The sequence below is a fragment of the Bifidobacterium sp. ESL0798 genome (assembly GCF_029395415.1).
Taxonomy (GTDB): Bacteria; Actinomycetota; Actinomycetes; order Actinomycetales; family Bifidobacteriaceae; genus Bifidobacterium.
On record NZ_CP113914.1, the window covers coordinates 1094029 to 1116538 of the forward strand.

The window sequence follows — 22510 nt, forward strand, 5'->3', positions numbered from 1 at the left end:
TATGGTGATTGGCCAGGAATCAAACCGCGAAATACCGAAGCTATGGCAGAATGAAGAATCATGTCCTATGTAGAAAACGAAGAGACCATCGAGCGCCCGGATCCGCTTCATGGCAGAAAACTGAATGTCGGTATCATCTCCCCGTATTCGTTTGAGACGCCTGGCGGCGTTCAGTTCCACATCCGTGATTTCGCGGAGGAACTGATGAAACGCGGGCATACCGTAGAGGTGCTTGCGCCCGGAAGACGCACCAGGGACATGCCGTTGTGGGTGACCACCAACGATTCCTCGTTTTCCATACCCTACAACGGATCGGTGGCACGCCTCAGTTATTTCGGTTTCGTCGGCCCGCGCACCCGGCGTTGGGTCAAACAGGGCCATTTCGATATCGTTCATCTGCACGAACCGGAGACCCCGTCGTTGAGCCACAAGCCGCTGACGATGATCCACCATCCGCCGTTCGTCGGCACCTTCCATGCCGCGTTCGACCCCTATCCGTTGGCATTGCGTTTCTTCCAGGGCTATCTGAGGCGCTATCTCTCCCCGCTTTCCGCAGGTATCTGCGTCTCCGAAGCCGCTAAAAAGTTGTCGATCATTATGGTCCGCGCGATATCGAATACAACGTCATCCCCAACGGAATCAACTGCAGGTTCTTCGCCAACGCAGAGCCGAAGGCAACCTGGCAGGGCACCCCGGAACGGCCGACCATCGGATTTTTGGGACGTATGGGAGAGGCCCGCAAGGGATTCAGCGTTTTTGCTCGGGCAGCAAACGACATCATCAAACGCTATCCCTCCGCAAGGTTTCTGTGTGCTGGAACTGGGGAGCAGGATGCCTTGAAGATTCTCGCCAAGGTCGATTCCACCGGGACGTTGGCCAAACGCTTCGAATTCCTTGGAAGGATAAGCGACAAGGACAAGGCCCGGTTCTATAAATCACTCGACGTCTATGTGGCCCCGCAAACAGGCGGTGAAAGTTTCGGCATCGTCCTGGTCGAAGCCATGGCCGCCTCATGCGCCGTGGTCTCCAGCGACCTTGATGCGTTTGCGGCCGTCGCTCAAAACGGTGAGGATGCGGCGTTGTTTGCCAATGGCGACGGGCATGATTGCGCGCGTCGGATAATTTCGCTGCTGGACAACCCACAACGTCGGCAACGTCTGCGTCAGGCGGGCTTTGAACATTCGAAACAGTACGACTGGGCTGAAGTGGCCGACCGCGTTTTGGAGGTCTACGCCCGTGTATTGTCGTGAAACTGCTTTAAAATTGTTACGTTTAACGTATTCGTATACCTGCTAGGAGCAATATGTCAGGGCATTCCAAGTGGGCGACCACTAAAAACAAGAAGGCCGCCATCGACGCGAAGCGCGGCAAGCTGTTCGCGAAACTCATCAAGAACATCGAGATCGCGGCCCGTTTGGGCGGCGGTGATCCGGACGGCAATCCGACCCTTTATGACGCCATCGTCAAGGCCAAGAAGGCCTCCATGCCGGCGGACAACATCAAGCGCGCCGTCAAGCGCGGTTCCGGTGCCGAGGCCGGCGCTGCCAACTACGAGTCCATCAACTATGAAGGCTATGCGCCTGCCGGCGTTGGGCTGATTATCGAGTGCCTCACCGACAACCGCAACCGCGCGGCCGCCGAAGTGCGCTCCACGCTGACCAAGGGCAACGGCTCGCTGGCCACCAGCGGCTCCGTGAGCTTCAATTTCGAGCGTAAGGGCCAGATCGTGGTGCCTTCCGAGGGGCTCGATTACGACAACATCTTCGAGGTCGCCGCCGAGGCTGGCGCCGAGGATGTCAAGGACGAGGGCGAAGTCTACGTCGTCGTCACCGCACCCGAGGACATGGTCGCGGTTCGTGAGGCTCTGCAGAAGGCCAATGTCGACTATGATTCGGCCGATCTGGTCATGATTCCGAAGACCGAGATCGATCTTGGTCTTGAGGATGCTCAGAAGGTCTCCAAGTTGATCGACAACCTCGACGACCTTGACGATGTGCAGAACATCTACAGCAACTGGACCGCCTCCGACGAGGTCATGGAACAGCTGGATGCGGAGTAATTCGCTGTGATTATTCTTGGCGTCGACCCCGGGCTTACCCGCTGCGGGGTCGGTGTAATTGAAGCCGACGCGTCGCGCCGGCTTTCTTTTGTTCATGTCGATGTCGTGCGCAGTGATCCGCATATCTCGCAGGATCTTCGTCTTCTGGCCATCTACAACGGACTGGCGGCGAAGATCGACCGGTTCGTGCCGGACACCGTTTCCATCGAGCGTGTCTTCGCGCAGGAAAACCGCAATACGGTATTGGGCACGGCACAAGCAGCCGGACTGGCGATGCTTGCCGCGGCTCAACGCGGGATTCCCGTGGCCCTCCACACGCCGACCGAAGCCAAGATGGCCGTGACCGGCAACGGACGCGCCGAAAAGATCCAGGTGGAACGCATGGTCGCGCGTATCCTGAACCTCAACAAGATTCCGGAACCCGCCGACGCGGCCGATGCCTTGGCACAGGCGATATGCCATGCGCTGCGTCCCTCCGGTGCGCTCCAGGGCGGAGAACGCGAGCAGCATCTCACCTTGGCCCAGCGCCAATGGGCGCAGGCGCAGCAGCACGCCAAGAAACGCCACAGCGTCGATAGGGGCATGTAAGCTATCGAACAGATGTTCGAATACTTCTGAGGTTCGGTTTTCAGTTTTCAAGTGAAGGCTCGATTCGCTCAGATTTCGAATTATTGATTGATACATGCTTGGTCGAGTTGGATTAACTCATCTTTGCGGCGGGAGCGAGACATGATAGGAATGCTCAACGGCAGAGTGGAAAACGTCGGCAACGACTCCGCTCTCATTGATGTCAACGGCATCGGCTTCGAAGTGCGTATGCCTGCCGCGGAGCTTTCGGCTCTGCATACCGGCCAGGATGCCAAGGTGTTCACCTCGCTCAACGTATCGCAGGATGCCATTGCACTCTACGGGTTTCTTTCGCCGTCCTCGAAGCGTATGTTTCTGCAGTTGCAGAAGGTCAGCGGCATCGGTCCGCGTGTGGCGTTGTCGCTGCTCTCGACGCTTCCTCCCGACAAGCTCGCGAGAACCGTCATGGACGGAGACGCGGCGGCCTTGGCCAAGGCGCCGGGGTTGGGCAAAAAAGGTGCGCAGAAGATTATCCTCGAACTGCGTGGATCCATTAATCTCGACGAGATCGAAAGCGGTCGCGCCTCCGACGAACCCGAATACGACACCGGCACCACCGAGGTCATCGAAGGCTTGGTCTCCTTGGGTTGGCGGGAAAGCGACGCTGCTCGCGCGGTGACGAAGGTTTGCAAGGACAACGACATCAGGACGCCGCTGGAGAATGCGGATATTCCCAAAGTTTTGAAACTGGCATTGACATCTTTGGATCGGGGGCGCTAAATCATTATGGCAGAGACCAACGGATCACAGTCCAACATAGGGGCCGATGAGCAATCGTTGCGCATGATTTCCTCCGAGCCGATAGGCAATGAACCCGTCAGTGATGAGGAGCTTCGCCCGAGGGCACTTGAAGGTTTTATCGGTCAACCCTTGCTGAAAGCCCAATTACAGCTCTTCTTGGACGCTGCAAGAAAACGTGACGTGCCACCTGACCATATCCTCCTTGCGGGCCCTCCTGGATTAGGCAAGACCACGCTGGCGATGATCGTGGCCAATGAGTTGCAGGTGCCGATACGTGTGACTTCCGGTCCGGCCATCCAGCATGCAGGCGATTTGGCTTCCATCCTGAGCTCCCTGGATGAGGGTGAGGTCCTGTTCATCGACGAGATTCACCGTCTGCCTCGACCGGCGGAAGAATTGCTGTATATCGCCATGGAGGATTTCAGAGTCGATGTGATGGTGGGCAAGGGCCCAGGCGCTTCTTCTATTCCCCTGACCTTGCCTCGATTCACCGTCATCGGTGCCACGACGCGTGAAGGCATGCTGCCCTCACCGTTGCGCGCCCGTTTCGGGTTCACCGCCCATCTGGACTTCTATCCTCACGAGGAGCTTGAGCGGCTTATCGAACGCAGCGCGGGTGTGCTTGGCATCAGTTTGGCGTCGGGGAGTGCAAAACAGCTTTCCCTGCGCAGCCGTGGTACGCCCCGTATCGCCAACCGTCTGCTCCGGCGTGTTCGTGATTGGGCGATTGTCCATGACCTCGATGAAATCGGACCTGATGATGTTCAGGCGGCACTCGAGCTCTATCAGATCGATTCGGAAGGCCTTGACAGGCTCGATCTGGCCGTGCTCAACGCCATTGTCAGGAATTTCGACGGCGGACCGGTCGGTCTCAACAATCTTTCGGCGATGGTGGGTGAGGAATCCGAAACGGTGGAAACCGTCTGCGAACCTTATCTGGTGCGTGAAGGATTCCTGGTTCGTACCCCGAAAGGGAGGGTCGCGACCGAAAAAGCCTGGCGTCATCTGGGCCTTGTTCCCAGAGATGATGTCAATAAGTTATTCTAAAATCCGGTACGGTAGGTATGTAGATATCAGAGAGTTTGGCATCTTCAGCAAGTCCGTAGTGAACGTCTCGTCCGATTGGAGTTACCTGTGACTGGTGGCAATACGATTTTTATTTTCGTTCTTTTTGTTGCGATGATTGCATTGATGTGGTGGCAGTCGCGCAAATCGAAGCAACAGCAGCAGAAGGTTCAGGATTTCCGCAGTTCGTTGAAGCCCGGCGAGTTGGTGCAGACCATTGGCGGCATTATCGGTGAGGTCGTTTCCGTAGACACCAAGTACGAAGAGATCGTCATCGACTCGGAAGGCTCGAAGCTTCGCTTCACCTTCCGCGCCATCAGCAAGAAATACGAACGTCCGGCTTTCATCGATGATGACGAGGTGGACGAGGACGGCAACCCTATCGTCGATGCTGATGAGGAACCTGCAAATGATGCAGAGGATGTCAACAATACGACAGATCGGACATCGGCATCCGATGATCAGGCGCAGAAACCCTTTGACAGTCTCGACGAAACCGAAGAAACGGAACAGCGCTCGGATGACGGCGCGGAAAACGCCGGTGGCACTCCCAAGGATGATGCCGCTACGCAAGAGGATAGTCCAAAAGACAAGTGATTCCTCGTTCACAGTTGTGGGTTGATGTCTCGAACATAGACCCAAGATCAATAATCAATGGCCAATAGGCAGTAAGGCTTGCTCATGACACAATCTGATATCACCATCACAGAACTTGGCAAGGTCGGTGCAGAGGATGCACAATACATGGCCTCGCTCATCCGCACCATTCCGGGCTTTCCGAAAAAGGGTGTGATGTTCCGTGATTTCATCCCGGTTCTTGCAGATTCTCGTGGATTCTCCATCCTGATGAAGGCACTGGAAACGGCACTGCCGGTTCCCGCTGATTCCTTCGACTACATCGCTGGCCTGGAGGCCCGCGGCTTTCTGATCGGACCGCCTCTCGCGGCGCGGCTCGGCAAGCGTTTCCTCGCTGTACGCAAGGCCGGAAAACTACCTCCGGAGACCATTGGCGAAAGCTACTCGCTGGAATATGGCGAAGCCAAGGTTGAAATCGAAAAAGACGCGATCCAACCAGGCGACAGAGTGCTGATTGTAGACGATCTGATTGCAACAGGAGGCACGGCCAAGGCTGCTGCAGACCTTATCAACAAGGCAGGTGGCGAGGTCGTCGGTTTCAGCTTCGTGATGGAACTCATCGGTCTTACGGGACGAAGCGATTTGGGCGATGTACCGATCAGCTCCTTGGTGACGATGCCTGCCTGACGTAGTTGTCTTTACTTCAATAGCACAGATGGATGAGCATCTATCGGTAAGAGGGGTCAAATGGATCTTTATGAATATCAGGCAAGGCATTTGCTTGCGGAACAAGGTATCGATACGCCCGAAGGCATATTCGCCCAGAATTCCCATGAAGTGGCCGTTGCCGCTGATGAAATCGGCTATCCTTGTGTCGTCAAAGCGCAGGTTCGTACCGGGCATCGTGGGCAGGCCGGCGGGGTAAAACTCGCGAAGACGCAGGATGAGGCGATTCTCTCCTCGGAACAGATTCTGCCGATGACCATCAGCGGGCACAAGGTGAACGGCGTTTTGGTCGCCGAAGCCAAGAACGTGCTCCATGAGTATTATGTTTCGATTTCCCTCGATCGTTCCTCCCGAGATTTTGACGTATTGGCCACGGCCAACGGCGGTACCGAGGTCGAGGAAATAGCACGGGAACATCCGGAATCGGTCAAACGCCTGCATATCAGCGCTTTGGAGGATTTCGACCTCGATGCTGCTCGTACAATGGCGGAATCGATCGGTTTTTACCACGCGGATGTCGATCAGGCTGCGGACGTGCTGCTCAAAATGTGGAAATGTTTCAAGGACAACGACGCGACGCTGGTGGAAATCAACCCATTGGCAAAAATCGGCGATCCCGATGACGAATCCTCCAAGAAGCTCTGCGCTCTTGACGCCAAAATATCGTTGGACGACAATGCCGCCTTCCGGCATGACAGCTGGAAACAATTCGCTGACACCACGCATACGGACATGTTCGAGGAACGTGCCAAAGAGCATGGACTGCATTATGTTCATCTGAAAGGCGAGGTCGGGGTCATCGGCAATGGTGCAGGGCTTGTGATGAGCTCGCTGGATGCCGTTTCCGGTGCCGGGCAGGAACAAGGCAACGGTGCCAAGCCAGCCAATTTCCTTGATATCGGAGGAGGCGCATCGTCGGAGATCATGAGTGAAAGCCTGTCCATCGTGCTTTCCGATCCGCAGGTGGAATCGGTGTTCGTCAATGTCTATGGCGGCATCACGGCTTGCGATGAGGTGGCCCACGGAATCCTCGAAGCCCTTACGACGCTGAATGTCTCCAAGCCGATTGTCGTTCGCTTCGACGGCAACGCCGCGCGGCTCGGCTTGAAGATACTCGAGGACGCGCACAATCCCAATATCCACGTCAGTGGCACCATGGAAGGGGCGGCACAAGAAGCTGCAAAGCTTGCCATGCATGCCAAGGAGGCCACGAAATGACACTGTTTATTGAAGACGATGCTCCGGTCATCGTCCAAGGCATGACCGGCCATCAGGGCATGAACCATACTGCTCGTATGCTCAATGCAGGCACCAATATCGTCGGAGGAGTCAATCCACGAAAAGCCGGACAGAACGTGACCTTCCATGTCAATATGTCTGACAGTGATGTGGACGTCCCTGTATATGCCACCTGCAACGAAGCCGAAAAGGCTACCGGTGCCAAGGCAAGCGTGATTTTCGTCCCTCCGCGTTTTGCCAAGGATGCGATGCTGGAAGCAATCGAAGCCGGCATCGGCCTGATTGTCGTCATTACTGAAGGTATTCCCGTGGCAGACACCGCCTATTGCGTTGAGCTGGCGTTGCGCAAGGGCATCAGAATCATCGGTCCCAATTGCCCTGGTCTTCTGAAACTTCCCGAGACCGACGATCCTGCCGATAGAGGCATCAATCTCGGCATCATTCCTGACGGTATTGTCTCTTCGGGCCCACTTGGTCTGGTTTCCAAATCAGGTACGCTCACCTATCAGCTGATGGGAGAACTTTCCGATATCGGCTTTACCGCTTGTGTCGGTGTCGGCGGCGACCCTATAGTGGGGACGACGCTGGTCGAAGCCCTGCAGCAATTCGAAGCAGATGAGCACACCAAAGCCGTTGTCATGATCGGCGAGATCGGCGGCAACGCCGAGCAGGATGCCGCTGCTTGGGCCAAAGACCATATGACCAAACCCGTGGTTGCCTACATCGCTGGTTTCACCGCTCCTGAAGGCAAGCAGATGGGGCATGCCGGTGCTATAGTCTCCGGCGGAAAAGGCACAGCCAAAGACAAGAAGGAAGCACTCGAAGCCGCTGGTATTTCGGTAGGCAAGACCCCCGGGCAGGCGGCTCAGCTCGTTCGCCAGCTCATGAACGGCGGTACTTCCAAGGCATGAGCACACACCAGCGGCCATGGTTCAAGGGAATACTGATAGCTCTTGGCGCATCCGTGATTTTCACGGTGTGCCTGGGCTTTTTCATGGCGCTGACATTGTTGGTCGTCTCCATGGAAGAAGGCGGCGGAACCCTTTCCAATGATTCTGTTCCCCTGACCTTGGCGATTGTGCTCTTAAGCCAAGGCGCGGGTTTCCGGGCAGGGGCCATCACTTTGAGCGTTGTTCCTCTGCTTTTGACGGTTCTGCTCATCTGGCTGATTGCATGGTTGACCAAAGTGCTTTCCCGCAGCCTACAAGCCTATGTCTCCGGTATTTTGCTGTGGATGGCGATTATGTGGGTGTTCGCGCAGAACGTCGCGGTCATCCTCCAGGATCCTGTCTGGCTGGTGATGCTCAAGACCGCCATGGTGTTCAGCGTGGGTTTTCTATGCGGGTCTTTGCCGCAGTCCCCATTGATGAAACGTTGTGTCAAGTTCATCCGTGCCAATATTTCGCAGCGACTGGCCGTGACCCTGAAACTCGGATTAGTCAATACACTTGCGCTACTGCTGGGCTATTTCGCCATCGGCCTTGTCACGCTTATTGTTTGGGTCGTCACCAATCAAAGTGCGATGCTTCGCGTCTTTCACATGGCCAACATGCAGACAGGGTCACGGATTCTGACCACGATCTGCACCTTGGCTTGGTTGCCCAATCTCTGCCTGTGGGCGCTTTCATGGCTGTTCGGTTCCGGATTTGCCATCGGCGATCTGGCGTCGTTTACCTTGTGGAACGACCATGCCGCAGGTCTTCCGGCTGTGCCGGTTTTTGCGATATTCCCACAGGCCGTTTCCAACGATATGCTCCGTATCAGTTTCATATCGATACCCCTTGTCTGTGGATTTCTCATCGGTGTCATCGAACTGTTCCTGCCACGTTGCTTCGCCATCGGTGCAGGTAAGCCGGACGAGCCCGTGAACGTCGGCAAAATCATCGTTCAGTTCCTGTATCCGATGCTTTCCTTCTTCCTGACCAGCGCCTTGATGTCCTTGTGCGTCAACGTTCTCTTCGGACTTTCTTCCGGTGCTCTTGGACAGCACCGCCTGGCCCACGTAGGTGTCGATTCGGCAGCGTCTTCCCGGGTGGTATGCCTGCCCAGCGCCCTCGGCTTCTCCGCCGCCTGGCTCCTTTCCGTTGTGGTCGTCGCTTTGGTCTTTGCGATGAGGCTGTTCTTCGGATATCTGAGAGCACAGGGCAAGATGGGCGCCAACGAAACGCACGGCAGCCACGGTGATACCGATAACGACGCTTTCGTCCCCGATGTTTCCAATTCTTCGGTCTCGTCATCAGCAACCGGTCTTGCACCGGAAGATGAGACGGAAATCCCATAGTACCGCCACAACAAAGGGAGAGACAGATGACAGCAACCAATCGCATGGTCAAACGGGCCCTGGTATCGGTTTATGACAAAACCGGCATCGAAGGGCTTGCCAAGGCGTTCGTCAAGGCAGGAACCGAAGTCGTTTCCACCGGGTCCACCGCGAAACGACTTCTTGAACTCGGTGTGAACGTGACCGAAGTACAGGCGGTCACCGGTTTCCCCGAAAGTCTTGGAGGACGCGTCAAGACGCTCGACCCCCACATTCATGCGGGCATCTTGGCCGATATGACCAATCCCGCGCAGGCTGAAGAACTTGAATCATTGAATATCAAGCCTTTCGACATGGTCATCGTCAACCTCTACCCCTTTGCGGACACTGTCCGGTCGGGGGCCGGCGAAGCCGATATCATCGAGAAAATCGATATCGGCGGGCCCTCCATGATTCGCGGAGCAGCAAAGAACAGCGCCAGTGTGGCGGTCATCACCGATCCTCAGGACTACGCTCTCGCTGCACGGCGCGTGGCCGATGGCACCGGGTTCTCGTTGGAAGAACGTCGCTGGCTGGCCGCCAAGGCCTTTGCGACTACAGCAGCTTACGACGCCACCATAGCCGAGTGGACCGGAAGCCATTGGCCTCAACCGGCGGGCATCGTCGACGTCGCTGCTTCGCACGGGCAGGACGCCGCCGGATCTCAGGAGAGTAAGCAACCCGAAGAAAACCATGAAACCGAGCTGTTTCCCGCTCATCTCACCCGTACATGGAACTATGAGCACGGGCTGCGTTACGGCGAAAACCCGCATCAGCAGGCAAGTCTGTACGTCGACGTGTTGGACCAGACCGGCTTCGCCCATGCGCAGCAACTTGGCGGCAAGCCGATGAGCTACAACAATTACGTCGATGCGGATGCTGCCTGGCGCGCGGTTTGGGATTTTGCACCGCAGATTGCCGTTGCCGTGTGCAAGCACAACAATCCTTGCGGGCTTGCGGTCGGCAAGAGCGTTGCGCAGGCGCACCTCAAGGCGCACGCCTGCGATCCCATGAGCGCCTATGGCGGTGTGATCGCAGCCAATTCGACGGTCACCCTTGAGATGGCGCAGAACGTCCGACCGATTTTCACCGAAGTCATCGTGGCTCCCGATTACGAGCCGGAGGCGCTTCAACTGCTGAAGGCGCACAAGAAGAACCTACGCATCCTCAAAGTGGCACAGCGGCCGCACACCGATATGCAGTTCCGTCAGATCGACGGCGGCATTCTGGTGCAGTCCATCGACAGGATCGACGCTTCGGGCGATAATCCCGATCAATGGAAATTGGTTTCGGGCCAAGCCGCCGATGCCGATACTCTCAAGGATCTGGAATTTGCGTGGAGGGCGATACGATGCGTGAAATCCAATGCCATCCTTCTTGCACACGACCAGGCTACGGTAGGCATCGGTATGGGGCAGGTCAACCGTGTCGATTCCTGCCATCTGGCGGTCGAGCGTGCCAATACCTTGGCTGACGGCGCGAACCGTGCGCAAGGTTCCGTGGCCGCTTCCGACGCGTTCTTCCCCTTTGCCGACGGTGCCGAGGCGCTGATTGACGCCGGTGTAAAGGCCATCGTGCAGCCGGGCGGGTCCATCCGCGATAAGGAAGTCATCGAGGCGGCGCAGAAGCGCGGAATCACCATGTATCTGACGGGCACGAGGCATTTCTTCCACTGAGTTCGCTCGCTGCGGTGTCGGACTTGCGATAGTCTGATGCACCAAAATACCGGTACAAGGCTAAAATAGGCCGCGTACCGGTATTTTTGTTTCCAAAGGAATGACCATGTCCCACAAGCACCCCTATGTCTCCGAGAAAAACGAAGGCAAACCACTGTTCGAATGGGGAGTGCTTGCCCTGGTCATTATCGCCGCCCTGCTGGCAGGTTTCGGATACACGATGGCCGCCACAGCGGTGTTCGCTGCGACGGCCATCATTACCGGACTGATCAGATTGATCCTTAAAGACCGGAGTCCCTGGAAAATCCGTTCAGTCGGATTCGATGCCTTTATCGGTATCGTTTTGGGAATCGGATTGTTGGTCGTTTACTTCAGTATTCAACTGCTGATGTAAACGATCCGTTCATCAGTCCTTATCCGTCTCGGTTTCCTTGATATCAAGGCTTTCGATAGTAGCATCATTGTCGGCTTCGTCTGCATCCGCAGAATTCGAGGCCTGACCCGAATCGCTGAGAGACGGCATCTGGAAATCATCAGAGTTCTCAGAAGAATCATTCTCGTCCTCATCCTTCTCCCAATCGGCGGTGATGTCTGATGCCTGAGCATCTCCCTTATTCCGACCGGAAATCAGCTGGGCGATGATCACGACGATGGCGACGACGGCGGCTGCGAGAATCGGGCAGATCAAGAACACCAAATACTGCTTCAGCGGGTCTACCGTAAGCCCGACTTTATTGGCGAAGAGGGCGATGCCCAGGGCACGTGCGGGGTTCAGCGAGGAACCGGTAAGCGGGTAGGTGAAGGTGACGCCGAGCGCGTAGGCGATGCCCATCATCGCCGGAGCATTCTTCGAGGCATGACCCTGATCGTCAATGGCTTGCAACGAAGCGGCTACGACGATGATCGTGGCGATGACCTCGGCGATGACCGCAAAGAGGATGCCGAAGCTTACGCCGGCCTGCTGCAGCTGTGCGGATGAAATGGATCCCTGATCATAGCCGTTGACGACATTGGCGAACCACATCTTGGCCGGAGCGGCCTTGGAGGTCGGAATGACCAGCTTGATGACGCCACCGGCCGCAATGGCGCCGATGACCTGGGCGATGATATAGCAGATACCGTTTACGATGCCTGTTTTGCTGATCAGCATCGCCGTCAAGGTTACCGCAGGGTTGAACTGGCCGCCTGAGAACTTACCGAAGATGAAGGTCATGGCAGCGTAGGCGAGACCGGTGGTGGCGGCTATAAGAATCGCACTGGGGCCATAAAGCGATGGGCTGAGTGCGGAAACGAGATAGATAGCTACAAAAATAAGGAAGCTGCCAACGAGTTCGCTTAAAATACCAGAAATTGAAATAACACCTGCAGCTTTGCTGTTCGTGTGTTGTGCTTTTTGTTCCGTCATTAATTATTCCTTCTTATTAACAGATTGAAGCCATACAGCATAATATGATAGCAAGGGGGCAGTAAGTACTGTATAATTGTCTTGGTTTGTCTTTTCAGCATGTGCTATCACATGGAGGGGCAACTGATACAGTACGCGACGAAACGTTGAATCAAACAGTTTCGCAAGGCCACGTTGGGAGAACGATGCCACACGCATATTCACACGCCGAAAAGGCGCATCACGATAATTACGATGAAGGGATTCGCCTTCAAAAACTCTTGGCGCAGGCAGGTTTCGGCTCAAGGCGCAAGTGCGAGGAAATCATTACCGAAGGCCGGGTCGAGGTCGATGGTGAACTGGTGACCGAACTCGGCACCCGTGTCGATCCTTCGAGCCAGCAGATTCGCGTTGACGGATCAAGAATCAGGCTGAACAATCGGCACATCACCTTGGCGTTGAACAAGCCGAAGAAGGTGCTTTCGACCATGGACGATCCGAAGGGGCGCTTCACGCTTCGTGACATCGTCGGCGACAAGTACGAGCGCATCTTCCATATGGGGCGTCTCGATTACGAAACCGAGGGCCTCATCCTGATGACCAATGACGGCGAGCTCAGCCAACACGTCATGCATCCGCGTTATGAGGTCAAGAAAACGTATGTCGCCACGCTGGACGGGCGCATCAGCGGCAACATCTGCCGCCGTCTGGTGACCCAAGGCGTCAATCTGGATGACGGGCTCATCAGACTGGATCACTGCGCCATCATCGATTCCTCACGTGATTCCACCATCGTCAAGGTCGTGTTGCATTCGGGCAAGAACCGTATTGTCCGCCGTATCTTCGGAGCCGTCGGTTTCCCGGTGCGCAGGCTGGTGCGTACGCAGATTGGGCCTATCAAGCTGGGCGATCTCAAGCCGGGCTCCTACCGCGTGCTTTCGCAGACGGAAGTCCGCTCGCTTTCCAAGGAGGTAGGGCTGTGATTCGAGTAGCCATCGACGGGCCTGCGGGAGTGGGCAAATCCTCGACTTCCAAGGCATTGGCCAAGTATTTCGGCTATGCGTACCTCGACACCGGCGCCATGTTCCGCGCTGCGGCTTGGTGGTGCCTGAAGCAGGGTGCTGATTTGGAAGCGGAGAGTGTCGACGAGCAGGCCATCACCGAAATGGTGGGGGACCTGTTCACCGGTGACCATTTCGATATCGGCGTCGATCCCGACGATTCGAAGGTCTTGGTTGACGGAGAGGATATCAGCGAGGCGATTCGCGATTCGAATGTTTCGTCGCATGTCTCCAAAGTCTCGAATATCATTCCGGTCCGGCACTTGCTGATCGCCGCGGAACGTGCTTATATCAACCGCGAAGCTTCCCTTGACTCCTTCTCGAAGGGTGCCGGAATCGTCGCCGAAGGACGCGATATCACGACCGTTGTCGCGCCGAACGCGGAAGTGCGAGTGCTGTTGACCGCACGCCCTGAAGTCCGTCAGGCCCGGCGCACCGGGCAGTCCGCGTCGCAGGCGGGTGTCGGCGCCGATAACGTCATTGCGCGTGACAAGGCCGACTCCAAGGTCACCAGCTTCCTCGAGGCCGCCGACGGCGTGACGACCGTCGACAATTCCGACCTGACGTTCGAAGAGACGCTTGACCGACTGATTTCTCTGGTCGATGCAGCGGCCGAAGAGCAGGCATACCAACAGTATGCCGCGAATCTCGAGGGCTACGACCTTGATGAGGAAGACGAAGCTCTGCTTGCCGGCGAAACCGGCAGTGAGGGGCCGTCAGCCAAGCAGAAGGCCGTCGGCGTTCTCGCCGTGGTCGGCCGGCCGAATGTCGGCAAATCGACGTTGGTCAACCGTATTCTCGGCCGTCGTGCCGCGGTCGTCGAGGACACGCCCGGCGTGACCCGTGATCGTGTCAGCTACGACGCCGAATGGGCCGGAACCGACTTCAAGCTGGTCGATACCGGTGGCTGGGAGGCCGACGTCGAAGGCATCGAATCAGCCATCGCCTCACAGGCTCAGGTGGCGGTCGGGCTTTCCGATGCCGTTGTTCTGGTGGTCGACGGTCAGGTTGGCATCACTGCCACCGATGAGCGAATCGTCAAGATGCTTCGCGAAAGCGGCAAGCCGGTGGTATTGGCCGTCAACAAGATCGATGACGGTGCCAACGAATATCTGACCGCCGATTTCTGGAAGCTCGGGCTGGGCGAGCCCTACGGGGTTTCCGCCATGCACGGCAGGGGAGTGGGCGACTTGCTCGACGTGGCGGTGGATACGCTGGCCAAAGCCAAGAAGACCTCGGGATTCCTCACGCCGACCGACCTGCGTCGTGTGGCGCTGATCGGCAAGCCGAACGTCGGCAAATCCTCGCTTTTGAACGAGCTGGCGCACGAGGAACGCAGTGTGGTCAATGACTTGGCAGGAACCACACGAGATCCGGTCGACGAGATCATTCGGATCGGCGACGAGGACTGGCTGTTCATCGACACCGCCGGCATCAAGCGCCGTCTGCACAAGCTTTCCGGAGCCGAATACTATTCGTCGCTGCGTACGCAGGCCGCCATCGAACGCTCCGAGCTTGCGCTGGTCCTGTTCGACGCCTCGCAGCCGATTTCCGACCAGGACCTCAAGGTGATGAGCCAGGCCGTCGACGCCGGACGAGCCGTCGTGCTGGTGTTCAACAAGTGGGACTTGATGGACGAATTCGACCGGCAGCGTCTCGAACGCCTATGGCAGACCGAATTCGATCAGGTCACGTGGGCGCAGCGTGTCAATCTTTCGGCCAAGACCGGGTGGCATACCAACCGTCTGCTGGCGGCGATGAACACGGCTCTGGACTCTTGGGACAAGCGCATACCGACCGGCAAGCTCAACTCGTTCCTCGGCCGCATCCAGTCCGCCCATCCGCACCCGTTGCGCGGCGGCAAGCAGCCGCGGATTTTGTTCGCCACGCAGGCGTCGACGCGCCCGCCGCGCTTCGTCATCTTCGCCACAGGCTTCCTTGAGCACGGTTATCGCCGTTACATCGAACGCCAGCTGCGTGAGGAATTCGGCTTCGAAGGCACCCCGATCCAGATCTCGGTGCACATCCGCGAGCGCAAGTCGAAGAAGAAATAACGGATATATACGTTAGCGAACGTTAGGAATGTGGGTCGTGAGTTTGGTCTGAACTTATGACCCACATTTATTTTGTAAAATTAAGTCTTGATCAAACCGATAAATGGATTTTATGAGTGTCAGGGCTAATCGTATTTTAAAATAACAGGGCTCGGAATTCCTAGTATCTAAAACTTAGAATTCCGAGCCTTTCTCGTCGGGTCGGCGGGATTTGAACCCGCGACCCCTTGACCCCCAGTCAAGTGCGCTACCAAACTGCGCTACGACCCGAACAGTGCAAAGCACCAAGAAGAAAGTCTAGCACAAATGCGACATTGGCACTACTATCGGCGTGGCGTAGACGCATCTGGATCTTTGTTACCTTGACTACCGTGGATGCCAAGACGGCTGCAAACGGTATCAACTATGTGTTTCGCTATTCGAGGTTGGCGATTTACAAGAGCATAAGGTCCGATGACCCCATGCCATGAAACAGGACCCTGGCTGCGGTATTCTTGTTAAAAAGAATATTTTCTAAGGAAATGACATGGAATATGTCGGTTTGATTATATTAATAGCAGTTGCTATTTATTTCGCGAGTTTATATTACAAAGCTAAAGAGGGAAGACTGCCAAAAATAGTCAGATCGGTATCAGAACAAGGGCGACAATGGCCTCAGAGGAGATCTGGCAGCAGATACACAAGAAATATGCGTAGTTTTCCCTTGTTGGCGCTTTTCTGTTTCTAGTCGTCGGTATTGCCTTGTTTTTAAGCAGTAGTGCGTTGGTGGCGAGCCAGCAGGTCAAATATTTTTCTACTATTATTGAAATAATCGCAATCGTTCTAATCATAGCCTTGAGTGGAATAGTGGCTTTTTGTGCTGATAAAGATGCCCGAAATTTGAAATAGGATCATTTATAGCCTATTCGCTGTTTGTGTTTGATTGTCCAGATTTGCCAAAGTCGGACTTGACCAGCCATGATGACCGCAGGCTTCCCATCGTCTTTGACACCTAAAACGGTAACCTTCCGATCAATGAGATATGTGTTTCGTGATGCCGGTGCTGCTTCTGAGTTTCCTCATATTGGCCTAATTGCGCCAATCTCGATTGACGCATGGATTTCGCACCTCGGGAAAATAAATGATGATGCCTTCGCCCTTCATAACAAGAATCGCAATAACGATTTGAATTGGTGGGGTAGAGAAGAATACTGCCTACGTCGAATCTGAAGATAAGAGGCAATATATCACCAGTTGTCTGACACTGTGTCAATTATCTCCCACGCAGCTTGGAGCGCCAGTGCCTTGATGCGCTTTTTGCGTCATGTGCAGTTTGTCGGTTGAACGGGGAAACTCTTTGGTATCCAGCGCCGTTATATCTTTATTGTTGACGATGACCGCTGAATCCGGGTCGAAAGAATCGGTGAATGGTTTACGGCTGATCCACACCATGATAGTTTCTCCGTGCGTGTCCGATGGCGGATTGTCATAATGCGCGGGCTCGTCAATCAGCCAATAGAGTCCGTGGAACTTGACGCTTATCGCCTGGATGCGGTGGTTGCCGGGATCATCGGACGCGCGAATGACGATGTTGCTTCCTTGGGCGCGTTTCACGGCTTGTTGGACGTGGTAAGGGTCGCTATCGTAGAGGGCTTGCGTTTGGGTGATGATGTCGGCATGCGCTCGGTGTTTGATGGGCAGCGGAGCAAAGAATTGCCACCAGGCGGCGAGACATGCCAGTATCATAGCCGTTATGACGGTGGCTGCCACAATCCTGATGGCCGTTCTGTGCCGGTTGTGCGTTCTTGCGTTCATCCCATACCCTTTCGGAGCATGTCGAGGAAGTCCTTGAGCGTGGCCCGCTGCTTGTCCTCGCCGATACCGGCGCCAAGGTACTGGCCCTCCGCCGAACCTGTGGCGATATAGAGGCCGTTTTCCTTCAGGTAGTCCAGCCCACGTTGTGGGTCTCCTTCGTTTCGGGGATCGTAATTACCACAGAACTGGCGTATGCGGTTGCGTTCCAAGTTGCCTTTTGAAAGCTGCGCATAGTAGTCTCTGACGGCTTCCTGACGGTCCACTTTGGGATGGGCCTGAATGTAGTGGCTCAGGTTGATTGCATCCATATCGGCATTCCAGTCGGCTCTGCCGCCGGCCCCGCTGGCAACGTCACCGCCCCAACTGGCCGCTTCCGCGGACCGGTCCCGTTGGCTCGCTGCTCCGCCTGGTCCGGAAAGATCCGGTTCCATCCCTCCGGCGTGATAGGCCCCTCCGCCGGGACCGGGATTGAGCATACACGACAACGACCCCATCATATGGATGAAATCGACACTGTCTCTGCTCCTTCCATCTGAACTATGCATCTTGTCCATATCCGCGATGAATTTTTTTGCAGTTTCATTGGTATAACCCATTCTCTTAAGGATGCTAATGAGCTTGTCGTTCTTGTAGGTTCCCCGGCGGTGCGCCATATACGGCTGTTATAGCTGACCGAAGCGAGGATGCGTACGTACTCGTACACAGCCTGCTTGCTACTGAATTTCTTGTTTTTGGCATAAGTGCGGAAACGCATGGTGAAATAGGCAAGCTCCGCCGCGTCCTTGTGGCTCATGTGCATCTTTTTCTCGAAGAAGTCGGTGAGTTGTTTGCGGTTCATTTTTCCGTTGACGACTTTGGCCATGAGAGCGTTGGCGTCGCCGTCGAGGTTGGTGTCGTTTCCGGGTTGTGGCGTGGCTGTGTCTTGGTAGAGGTTGCGGGTGGTTTGGTCGAGGGTGTGGAGGCGTTGTATCTTGTCCTCGAGCCGGTCGGCCTGCTGTTCGCCTTGCTGCCGGAGCTGGTCGATCAGGCCCTTCAGGGGGCCGCCGTCGGCGGGCAGCAGGTCCTGTGCCTGGCGCAGGAGGCCGTCGTTGCGGCGTAGGCGCCGGACGCAGTCGGCGATGCCGTCCTCGTCGAGGTAGTCATCCTCGATCAGAGACTCCAGGCGCATGCGAAACTCGCGGTTGTCGGCCATGACCCGGTCGCCCTGCCGGACGGCCGCTTCCAGCCGGGGTCTGGCCGCGTCTGCGGCGTGGAGTTTGGCGGCCTGCCATCCCCGGCCGTCCAGCGACGCGTCGCCGGCCAGGCCGTCGAGGGCGCTCATGGCGCGCCCCGCCTCCGCCTGCTGCGACCGTATGTCGCGGTCGGACCGGTCGAGCGCGGCCAGCAGTTCGGGTTTGTCGACGATCAGGCCCATGGGCCCCTCCTCCGGTTCCCGTCGTCCTCGTATTCGCGTCTCGCGCGCCGCAGGCTGTCCTGCTCGTCGAGGATGTCGAGCGCGTGCTCGTGCTCGCGCCTGGACCGGCGGGCGAGGTCGTCGTGGGCCTCGAGGCAGGCGTTCCGGGCCTGGGCGCACATGGCCGCCCGTTCCTCGTGCTCCTGTTCGAGCCGCCGCCATTCGGCGTCGCCTCTGACGTGCCGGTGCAGGTCCTGCCAGATGCCGGAGGCCTGCTGGCCCCAGCCTGCGAGGATCCCGCCGGCCTCGTCGTAGGCTTTCGCCCGTTTTTCGGATTCGCGGGCCGACTCCTGCGCCTGGCCGATGCGTCGCTCGCAATCCGCGATTCGACCGTCCAAGCGGTCCATGCGCGTCTGGTAATCGTCGTTCATTGCATTGTCCCCGCGCTCGACCGGTCCGCCTCCGACAGCCGCTTGTGGGCCATCGCGGTTCCTCTGCCGGTATCGCGGGCGTCTTCCGCCGCGGACCCGAGCGCCAGGCACGCGGCCCTCGCCGCCCCGGCGGCCGGCAGGTTCGACACCGAGAAACCGAAACCCACCGCGCCCGTGACACCGTCCGCCGCCGCCTCCATATCGTGGGCGTGGCCGGCCGACACCGCCTCGCCGCTCCTGATCTCACTCATAGCACAAAATGATAACACCAATCACAATGTATTCAACACTGCCATGCGACATTGATCGCACAGCAGGTAAATAGAATCAGAAATAATTTAGGCTCTCGTAATATTGAAGGTTCTTTGATTGCCGTCGTTTTGCTTTCGTGGCGTCAATGACGTCGATGGCCCGATTGCTGAGGCATTCCGAGATGCAGGTGGCCTTGCCTTAATGTAGCCCACGGAAAGTTGCTCGCGCTGATGCGGCATGACCGGATGATGACGATAAACCGGATGAGGTTAGGTATCTTGTTTTGGCGAAACATATTTAGGTGATGATTTGCAACGACTTCATGCGCACCTGCTGAATAAAGCATACAACCGACGAATTCGACGCATACGAGTACATAAATTGTCATACAGAACTTACGTGTGACAATCTTTCATCCCGTGGTTTCAATTATGTAAGTTTGCATCACAAAAGATTATAATTATATATGTCTGTTCTGAAGGAGATGATATGGAAGCGATAAATACAATAATGGGTTTCCTAAAATGGTTGATTTCGATTTTTGCCGGATGGGGTTTCCTCTAACTCGTTTCATTGTCAATGCACAAGGAATCGTAGTAACCAACTATCAGGAATTACCCGGCCTTTGGTTTGTTTTGGATATAATCATCGGCTTGGTTCTCATCATTTTGGTTTTGATCATAGTGGTTACTGCTTTGTTGTGTGTGCCAGGTTTCCTGATCGATCGGACAGTAAATTATGATAAGAAAACGGAACCCGATACTGTAGAACTCCTAAGAAACAGGCAGACACTCAAGGATGACCAATACTTTACTTACTGGGTTTGGCAACGCAGAAAAAGAAAACTGCTTGAGACTTGGCTCGGCGACAATCTTACTGGATTAAGACCAGAGGGCCGTGATCTGTTTGGATTTGACTCAGGCAGATTTGCACATAGCCATGGCATCGGATTCAGAATTCCTTATCGCCGTTATGTATGGTGTGAGTACAATGGCAGCAATAAATATAACGTTGCCAAGGATCGATTCCGACAATCTTCGGATCAAAGATAAATTTTCGCTGTTTGATCTATCGGTCCAATCAACGTTGAAACCGTGAGACAACGGCATCATTGTTGCTTCTGCTTTATAAGAAGTCTTTAGCAACATCTAAGTTTCAGCGATTTTTCTCATTGCTGCATCTCACAGATACATCCGTTCAAGAGCCGACAGTAACGGATGACCGCGGGTTCGAATTCAGCTGGTCGGACAAATAATCGCCAGAATCGCAAGGTTCCGGCGATTATTCTTTTTACAAACCTATTCCAGTAGCGATTTCATGCACAATACGACAGCAATTTGACATCCCCAAACCTCACATTTTTACTGTTCATTTACGTTTCAGAGCCTTGGTGTCCAGCGAGCTTTCAAAAAAGCTAGTACAGTTGAAAGCTATGTGTATCGGTTGCAGCTTCGGGCTCGACCGATGGAGCAAGAAGAAACACAACTACGAAAGAGGTGCGGTTTGGAAGACGCCTTCGAAGCTTCGGCGCAAAAGATGCGTGAGGCGCACATGAGCGATGTGGCTGTTGCACAATTCAAAAGGCTCTATGACGAGTGGCGGCACAACGATGCCAGCAGCTGGATTCGCGAGGATGACGTAGAACCTTTGCGCGATGTCCCAAGTTTCCACGATGTCTATAAGACCATCGACCATGACAAGGCTGTCCATGCTTTCGCCAAAACCGCGTTCCTCAAGCTCAATGGCGGGCTCGGCACCTCGATGGGGCTTGACAAGGCGAAGTCGTTGCTTCCGGTCCGTCGTCACAAGGCGCGGCCGATGCGTTTCATCGACATTATCATGGGTCAGGTGGTCACGGCCCGAAGGCGCCTCAACGTCCCGCTGCCATTGACTATGATGAACTCCTTCCGCACTTCCGCTGACACCATAGAGGCCCTTGAACAGAACAAGGATTTCCAACAGGAAGACATTCCTACGCAGATCGTGCAGCATCGGGAGCCAAAAATCGACGTAGCGACCGGCAAACCCGTGGAATTTCCCGAAAACCCGGAATTGGAATGGTGCCCGCCTGGCCACGGCGACTTGTTCTCCACCATCTGGGAATCCGGTCTCTTGGACATCCTGGCCGACAAGGGCTTTGAATACCTGTTCATATCCAATTCCGACAATCTGGGCGCGCGTCCCTCGCGTACCCTTGCCCAGTATTTCGAGAACACCGGTGCGCCGTTCATGGTAGAAGTGGCCAACCGCACCTATGCGGATCGCAAGGGCGGCCATCTCGTACGCGACAAAAAGTCCGGCCGTCTCGTCTTGCGCGAAATGACGCAGGTCCACCCCGATGACAGGGAGGCTGCGGAGGATATCGATCGCCACCCCTATTTCAATACGAACAGCATCTGGGTGCGCATCGATGTGCTGAAGGCCACGTTGGAACAGCATAACGGCGTTTTGCCCTTGCCGATCATCCGCAATTACAAAACCGTGGATCCCACCGATCCCGTCCAGCACGAAAGTGGTGCAGCTGGAAACCGCCATGGGCGCGGCAGTCGGCCTTTTCGACGGTGCGATTTGCGTGCAGGTCGACCGCATGCGCTTCCTGCCGGTGAAAACCACCGACGACCTGTTCATCATGCGTTCGGACCGGTTCCATCTGACCGATTCCTACGAAATGGAGGACGGCAACTACATTTTCCCCGACGTCACGCTGGATTCGCAATATTATCGCAATATCAAGGATTTCAATGACCGCTTCCCGTACGCCATCCCTTCGCTGGCGGCCGCCAATTCCGTGACCATCCACGGAGACTGGACCTTTGGCCACGATGTCGTCTTTTACGGTGATGCGGTCTTGGAGGATCAGGGCAAACCCAGCTACGTTCCCAATGGCGAATTCGTGGGTCCGCAGGGCATCGAGCCGGACGAATGGCTTTGGTGATTGGCCACAAACGTCAAGAACCGCAATGTCGCAACCATGGCCTTGCGGTTCTTTATTCGCTGGGTATTGATGTTCGATGCGAATGATCGGCAAACTCAATTATGAGCATGATGAACCAATCACATAGCCTCGAAAAGCGCGGGGACACGCGTAAAAAACGTGATAAAAAGAATTAAATTTGCGAAATTCCGCAATTTA

Annotated in this window: 20 protein-coding genes, 1 tRNA gene and 2 pseudogenes; 16 read left to right on the top strand and 7 right to left on the bottom strand. The window is 55.7% G+C overall.

All coding sequences use genetic code 11. The features are described 5' to 3' along the window. Window positions 1-60 precede the first annotated feature (60 nt). The 12 genes and pseudogenes from OZX74_RS04615 to OZX74_RS04670 all read left to right on the top strand — a co-directional run bounded on the left by OZX74_RS04615 (window position 61) and on the right by OZX74_RS04670 (window position 11402). Window positions 61-1250 (top strand): annotated as a pseudogene (locus OZX74_RS04615) (glycosyltransferase family 4 protein). Between the two features lie 53 nt (window positions 1251-1303). Further along, on the top strand, window positions 1304-2059 hold the full coding sequence (locus tag OZX74_RS04620) for a YebC/PmpR family DNA-binding transcriptional regulator (RefSeq protein WP_277157341.1): 756 nt from the start codon (window positions 1304-1306) through the stop codon (window positions 2057-2059). Window positions 2060-2065: 6 nt separating this feature from the next. Continuing rightward, window positions 2066-2647, top strand: a complete 582-nt coding sequence (gene ruvC, locus OZX74_RS04625; protein ID WP_277157342.1) for a crossover junction endodeoxyribonuclease RuvC — start codon at window positions 2066-2068, stop codon at window positions 2645-2647. Between the two features lie 141 nt (window positions 2648-2788). After that, entirely contained in the window at window positions 2789-3406 is a 618-nt protein-coding gene (gene ruvA, locus OZX74_RS04630) for a Holliday junction branch migration protein RuvA (protein ID WP_277157343.1), read from the top strand. Between the two features lie 6 nt (window positions 3407-3412). Further along, window positions 3413-4474, top strand: a complete 1062-nt coding sequence (gene ruvB, locus OZX74_RS04635; RefSeq protein WP_277157344.1) for a Holliday junction branch migration DNA helicase RuvB — start codon at window positions 3413-3415, stop codon at window positions 4472-4474. A gap of 105 nt (window positions 4475-4579) precedes the next feature. Then, complete coding sequence (locus OZX74_RS04640) at window positions 4580-5089, top strand: preprotein translocase subunit YajC (protein WP_277157419.1); 510 nt, start codon at window positions 4580-4582, stop codon at window positions 5087-5089. 84 nt (window positions 5090-5173) lie between these two features. Next, window positions 5174-5755 carry an adenine phosphoribosyltransferase gene (locus OZX74_RS04645; protein ID WP_277157345.1) on the top strand — a complete coding sequence of 194 codons (582 nt, stop codon included), beginning with the start codon at window positions 5174-5176 and terminating at the stop codon, window positions 5753-5755. A gap of 60 nt (window positions 5756-5815) precedes the next feature. Continuing rightward, on the top strand, window positions 5816-7012 hold the full coding sequence (gene sucC, locus OZX74_RS04650; RefSeq protein WP_277157346.1) for an ADP-forming succinate--CoA ligase subunit beta: 1197 nt from the start codon (window positions 5816-5818) through the stop codon (window positions 7010-7012). Next, complete coding sequence (sucD, locus tag OZX74_RS04655; protein WP_277157347.1) at window positions 7009-7944, top strand: succinate--CoA ligase subunit alpha; 936 nt, start codon at window positions 7009-7011, stop codon at window positions 7942-7944. The genes sucC and sucD overlap by 4 nt, the downstream gene beginning before the upstream one ends. Then, on the top strand, window positions 7941-9314 hold the full coding sequence (locus OZX74_RS04660; protein ID WP_277157348.1) for a DUF6350 family protein: 1374 nt from the start codon (window positions 7941-7943) through the stop codon (window positions 9312-9314). Before sucD ends, OZX74_RS04660 begins: the two co-directional genes overlap by 4 nt. 26 nt (window positions 9315-9340) lie before the next feature. Next, window positions 9341-11008, top strand: a complete 1668-nt coding sequence (gene purH, locus OZX74_RS04665) for a bifunctional phosphoribosylaminoimidazolecarboxamide formyltransferase/IMP cyclohydrolase (RefSeq protein WP_277157349.1) — start codon at window positions 9341-9343, stop codon at window positions 11006-11008. Window positions 11009-11114: 106 nt separating this feature from the next. Beyond that, entirely contained in the window at window positions 11115-11402 is a 288-nt protein-coding gene (locus OZX74_RS04670; RefSeq protein WP_277157350.1) for a DUF3017 domain-containing protein, read from the top strand. A gap of 12 nt (window positions 11403-11414) precedes the next feature. Here the strand turns inward: OZX74_RS04670 and OZX74_RS04675 are convergent, their stop codons facing one another. Continuing rightward, entirely contained in the window at window positions 11415-12413 is a 999-nt protein-coding gene (locus OZX74_RS04675) for an aquaporin (protein ID WP_277157351.1), read from the bottom strand. A gap of 185 nt (window positions 12414-12598) precedes the next feature. Between OZX74_RS04675 and OZX74_RS04680 the strand changes: the two genes are divergently transcribed. Both OZX74_RS04680 and der read left to right on the top strand, forming a co-directional pair. Then, window positions 12599-13375 carry a pseudouridine synthase gene (locus tag OZX74_RS04680; RefSeq protein ID WP_277157352.1) on the top strand — a complete coding sequence of 259 codons (777 nt, stop codon included), beginning with the start codon at window positions 12599-12601 and terminating at the stop codon, window positions 13373-13375. Further along, entirely contained in the window at window positions 13372-15507 is a 2136-nt protein-coding gene (der, locus tag OZX74_RS04685; protein WP_277157353.1) for a bifunctional cytidylate kinase/GTPase Der, read from the top strand. The genes OZX74_RS04680 and der overlap by 4 nt, the downstream gene beginning before the upstream one ends. Before the next feature lie 196 nt (window positions 15508-15703). On the opposite strand, the gene OZX74_RS04690 is transcribed toward der, so the two are convergent. The 6 genes from OZX74_RS04690 to OZX74_RS04715 form a co-directional block, all read right to left on the bottom strand. After that, window positions 15704-15777, bottom strand: a tRNA-Pro gene (locus OZX74_RS04690). A gap of 978 nt (window positions 15778-16755) precedes the next feature. Next, a complete protein-coding gene (locus tag OZX74_RS04695; protein WP_277157354.1) occupies window positions 16756-17301 on the bottom strand; it encodes a hypothetical protein in 546 nt (181 codons plus the stop codon). After that, entirely contained in the window at window positions 17298-17798 is a 501-nt protein-coding gene (locus OZX74_RS04700; RefSeq protein ID WP_277157355.1) for a hypothetical protein, read from the bottom strand. Before OZX74_RS04700 ends, OZX74_RS04695 begins: the two co-directional genes overlap by 4 nt. After that, on the bottom strand, window positions 17795-18715 hold the full coding sequence (locus tag OZX74_RS04705; RefSeq protein WP_277157356.1) for a hypothetical protein: 921 nt from the start codon (window positions 18713-18715) through the stop codon (window positions 17795-17797). Before OZX74_RS04705 ends, OZX74_RS04700 begins: the two co-directional genes overlap by 4 nt. Further along, window positions 18706-19125 (bottom strand): hypothetical protein, encoded by a 420-nt coding sequence (locus OZX74_RS04710; protein ID WP_277157357.1) that lies wholly within the window; start codon window positions 19123-19125, stop codon window positions 18706-18708. The genes OZX74_RS04705 and OZX74_RS04710 overlap by 10 nt, the downstream gene beginning before the upstream one ends. After that, the gene (locus tag OZX74_RS04715) at window positions 19122-19376 is read right to left on the bottom strand and encodes a hypothetical protein (protein ID WP_277157358.1); all 255 of its coding nucleotides are present in this window, start codon (window positions 19374-19376) and stop codon (window positions 19122-19124) included. The genes OZX74_RS04710 and OZX74_RS04715 overlap by 4 nt, the downstream gene beginning before the upstream one ends. Window positions 19377-19901: 525 nt before the next feature. Between OZX74_RS04715 and OZX74_RS04720 the strand changes: the two genes are divergently transcribed. After that, on the top strand, window positions 19902-20429 hold the full coding sequence (locus OZX74_RS04720) for a hypothetical protein (RefSeq protein ID WP_277157359.1): 528 nt from the start codon (window positions 19902-19904) through the stop codon (window positions 20427-20429). Between the two features lie 412 nt (window positions 20430-20841). After that, a pseudogene (locus OZX74_RS04725) lies at window positions 20842-22312 on the top strand (UTP--glucose-1-phosphate uridylyltransferase). Window positions 22313-22510: the final 198 nt, after the last annotated feature.

Coding starts and splice junctions, on each gene's coding strand:
- OZX74_RS04620 (WP_277157341.1), top strand. CDS start 1,304: ATGTCAGGGCATTCCAAGTGGGCGACCACTAAAAACAAGAAGGCCGCC.
- ruvA (WP_277157343.1), top strand. CDS start 2,789: ATGATAGGAATGCTCAACGGCAGAGTGGAAAACGTCGGCAACGACTCC.
- ruvB (WP_277157344.1), top strand. CDS start 3,413: ATGGCAGAGACCAACGGATCACAGTCCAACATAGGGGCCGATGAGCAA.
- OZX74_RS04645 (WP_277157345.1), top strand. CDS start 5,174: ATGACACAATCTGATATCACCATCACAGAACTTGGCAAGGTCGGTGCA.
- sucC (WP_277157346.1), top strand. CDS start 5,816: ATGGATCTTTATGAATATCAGGCAAGGCATTTGCTTGCGGAACAAGGT.
- sucD (WP_277157347.1), top strand. CDS start 7,009: ATGACACTGTTTATTGAAGACGATGCTCCGGTCATCGTCCAAGGCATG.
- OZX74_RS04660 (WP_277157348.1), top strand. CDS start 7,941: ATGAGCACACACCAGCGGCCATGGTTCAAGGGAATACTGATAGCTCTT.
- purH (WP_277157349.1), top strand. CDS start 9,341: ATGACAGCAACCAATCGCATGGTCAAACGGGCCCTGGTATCGGTTTAT.
- OZX74_RS04670 (WP_277157350.1), top strand. CDS start 11,115: ATGTCCCACAAGCACCCCTATGTCTCCGAGAAAAACGAAGGCAAACCA.
- OZX74_RS04675 (WP_277157351.1), bottom strand. CDS start 12,413: ATGACGGAACAAAAAGCACAACACACGAACAGCAAAGCTGCAGGTGTT.
- OZX74_RS04680 (WP_277157352.1), top strand. CDS start 12,599: ATGCCACACGCATATTCACACGCCGAAAAGGCGCATCACGATAATTAC.
- OZX74_RS04695 (WP_277157354.1), bottom strand. CDS start 17,301: ATGAACGCAAGAACGCACAACCGGCACAGAACGGCCATCAGGATTGTG.
- OZX74_RS04700 (WP_277157355.1), bottom strand. CDS start 17,798: ATGATGGGGTCGTTGTCGTGTATGCTCAATCCCGGTCCCGGCGGAGGG.
- OZX74_RS04705 (WP_277157356.1), bottom strand. CDS start 18,715: ATGGGCCTGATCGTCGACAAACCCGAACTGCTGGCCGCGCTCGACCGG.
- OZX74_RS04710 (WP_277157357.1), bottom strand. CDS start 19,125: ATGAACGACGATTACCAGACGCGCATGGACCGCTTGGACGGTCGAATC.
- OZX74_RS04715 (WP_277157358.1), bottom strand. CDS start 19,376: ATGAGTGAGATCAGGAGCGGCGAGGCGGTGTCGGCCGGCCACGCCCAC.
- OZX74_RS04720 (WP_277157359.1), top strand. CDS start 19,902: ATGGTTGATTTCGATTTTTGCCGGATGGGGTTTCCTCTAACTCGTTTC.